The sequence below is a fragment of the Spiroplasma sp. hy2 genome (genome assembly GCF_044714365.1).
GTDB lineage: Bacteria > Bacillota_I > Bacilli_A > Mycoplasmatales > Mycoplasmataceae > Spiroplasma > Spiroplasma phoeniceum.
In genome coordinates, this window is sequence record NZ_RXFZ02000118.1 from 1 (window position 1) to 3300 (window position 3300).

Below are 3300 nucleotides of genomic sequence, written 5' to 3' on the forward strand. Positions count from 1 at the left end.
TAGTAAATTTACCACTATTTAATAATGGGTCTAACATTATTTTTTCAGCAATAATATCTAAAATACTAGCGAATTGTTTGCCATAACGAGCAGAAGGTTCAAAATTAGGATTATTAGGAATAATTTCAATTGGAATAAAATTAAGTTGCAATATTTCTTCTCTTTGTAAAGTTGTATAATTATTCCATTTAGCATCATCAATATATAAGTCTGTAATAGTACTGTATAATCTTGTTTTTAACTTTCTAATAACTTTTACTTGTTTAGTTATATAATCAATTTCTAATTTTTCAGTAATAAAAACACTCTGGTCATTTTTAATATAAGGGTCATAATCAAAAGTACAAGATACTAAATTACCTAATTCATCATATTGGTCATTGTAAAAATCAATGGTAATAAAATTAAGTTTTGAATTATTAGCAAAAATAAAATATGCACCTTTACCATTCTTATTAATTTTATATTCGTTATATCAATTCTTATTAATAAAGTCTTGCATTTTTAAAAAATTATTAATTGATTTAGTATCTAATTGTTGATTAGTAAGCGGATTATAAATGCTAATTTCTAAATCTCGTGGATTTAAAAAATTAGCATTATCTTCACAAATTCTTTTTTCTAAAATTTCATTATGTTTTTGAACAGTAACATTTTTACGATTACTAATCGTTGATGCTAAATTAAGATAATAACTATCAATATCATATTCTTTTTTTAATTTCTTTTTTGCTGGTAACAATCCCATTTATAACACCCCTTTATTTTGTATCTTCTTTTTTAATAACATCTTCAATACTATCTTGTTTTTGTTCTTTTTTATGTGTTTTGATAAATCTAATTGTTTCAATAATTAAAACAATTACCCCAAAACCATTAAGCATTGCACCAATAATTACATATGCAGGTCAACCAATCCCTAATTTAGTAGGTCCTATAAAACAAATAATAATTCCTGCTATAAAAAACAATGATGAAATTCCAAATATTTTCAAAAACATAATTACATCTTTAACTTCTACTTTTGGCATAATAACATCTCCTTTCTAATTTAATTTTTTTCTTTGAATATATAATTTTTTAATTTTAACATCATTTGATGTTGATGATAATTTAAACTCACCTTCAGGAAATAATTGAATGGTAATTCAACTACTTGGATTATTTCCATATGATATTCCACTTGCTAATTGACCTTCAAAATTTATATGAGTAATTATAAAGAGTTCTATTTCATAACTTGTATAACACCATAAACGATAATAATATTCTGATTTATTAAAATTTTCAATTTTATATATTTGAGAACCTTGAACAAAATTAGTAGTATTAACAACTTCTCATTTATTAGGAATCTTAGGTAAATCTTTTTTCTGTAAATAAAATTTATCAATATATTTAGTAGTACCAAAGGTATCATCTGTACTCTCAATTCCTGCAACACCACCATCGATAACATCATAATTCGCAACTATTTTACTTCCACCAAAACTAGGGTCTCATATTCTTAATTCACCAGTTTCAGCATTAAAATCAGCATTATTATTTTTACTGGCGTTTGACATTAAAGTAATTTTATTTTGTTTTAAATCTGAAACTTCAATTTTTCCACCATCATTTTTAATGATAGTTTTATTATCAAATGGAACATTTATTTCATTATTGTTATTTTTAACAATACTTTTATTGTCAATCTTAATTTTTTCTTTTTCTATTAAAGCATCAACTTCTAATTGTGTATAATATGCTTCTAAATCTATCATTGTTAAATCAATGCCTTCTTCTTTAAAAGTGCGAAACATTTTCTTTAAAGTTGTTAAATTAGCCAATGATTTTGCATAGGTAGGCAATAGACCTTGTCATGTTGCCATAGGGTCATTTTGTGAAGAATAATTAATATCACCAACACTTATATTTGCCGAAGTAAAAAACTCAATTGGAATACGATTAAATGTTCAATGCTCAATTGTAATAAACACCATATTAATACAAATTTTCTTTAATAATGGGTCTTTAAATGTTTCAAACTTTAATTTTGAAAATGGATAATTCAAATAGGAATTAATCATATTTTGGGCTCTTAATGCAAAAGTTTTAAATCATAATTCTACATCATCTTTAAAAAACTTATTATAACGAACTGGAACTTGTGTAATTTTACCTGTCATTGGATTAAAATTATTATAATTTTCCAAAGTAACATTTTGTCATAATTCATTTAACATTTAATCATCTCCTTATCATTTACTTTTTTTAGAATATATTTTCTTTAATATAAATTTTTTACTATTTAGTAATGTTTTTGTTTTAATTGTTTTGTTTAAATCTTGTTTTGTTCTGAGTTGTTTATATGTTTGAAATACTAGTTCATTACCCAATAAACTAGTAACCGCACTATCTTCTAGCGTATTTAACAATTTATCTTTATTAAAGTTATTTTTAAATTGTTCTTGCAACTTTAATATCTTAGCAATTGTCCGATATATTTTAAAACTATCTTTTACTACTTGCTGATAAGCAAGTGGGGCAAAAGAAACTAAATTAAACAAACTTGTTTTTTTAAATCCCCAACCAATAAACCACTCACTGTTCATATAGAATTTAAACGGTTCAGAAGCCAAAACAAACTGTTCTACTTTGATTAAAGTTGTCATAACGACAATAGGAGCATATTGCGGATTTTTATAATATATTGTTAAAGCAACTTCACCCGCAACTGATAATGGAACAATTTTTACTGCTAAAAAAACATCAGAACCATAAGCAAAAGGTAATAATTGGCCCTTTTTAATAGCCTTAGTTTCAAATTTAGATAATATTTTTTTAGTTTTATCAGTAATTTTACTAATTACTTTTTGTTTAATAGTAATTATTTGTTTTTCAATTGGGGCTAATAATTTTTTAGTTACTTTTTGAATATAAAAATTTGGATTTAAATAATTTAAGGCTTTATTTAATTTAATTGGTGTTTGATGTAAAAGATTTAATAATTTATTATTATATATTTTACTACCACGCATTAAATTAGCATTTAATAGTATGTTTTTACCAACACATTTTTTATGAAGGTTGGTCATAATGTTATATCACTCATTAGTACTAATTTTGCTTATTTTATCAATGTTTAATCCATATTCAGACAATCATTTATTAGCGTTTTTTTCATTTACGCGCGGTATTTTTTGAACTAATGTAGGACTTATTTTTTGAATATTTTTCTCAATTTTTAATAAATTATTAATTGTTTCTAAATTAGAAACTTTAAAACCCTTATAAAAATCATTTCGGGCTAATTTTMTA

The 3300-nt window shown here is 23.7% G+C and carries 4 protein-coding genes; all 4 read right to left on the bottom strand.

All coding sequences use genetic code 4. The features are described 5' to 3' along the window. Positions 1 to 748, bottom strand: a 748-nt coding sequence (locus tag EHV01_RS04215; RefSeq protein ID WP_422066345.1) for a hypothetical protein, incomplete at its 3' end; no start/stop codon positions are given. A 13-nt stretch (positions 749 to 761) separates the two neighbouring features. Further along, positions 762 to 1031, bottom strand: coding sequence for a hypothetical protein (locus EHV01_RS04220; RefSeq protein ID WP_422066346.1), 270 nt, complete (start codon positions 1029 to 1031; stop codon positions 762 to 764). A gap of 15 nt (positions 1032 to 1046) precedes the next feature. Next, complete coding sequence (locus EHV01_RS04225; protein ID WP_422066347.1) at positions 1047 to 2225, bottom strand: hypothetical protein; 1179 nt, start codon at positions 2223 to 2225, stop codon at positions 1047 to 1049. Between the two features lie 12 nt (positions 2226 to 2237). Continuing rightward, a partial coding sequence (locus EHV01_RS04230; protein ID WP_422066348.1) for a hypothetical protein occupies positions 2238 to 3300 on the bottom strand: 1063 nt, incomplete at its 5' end.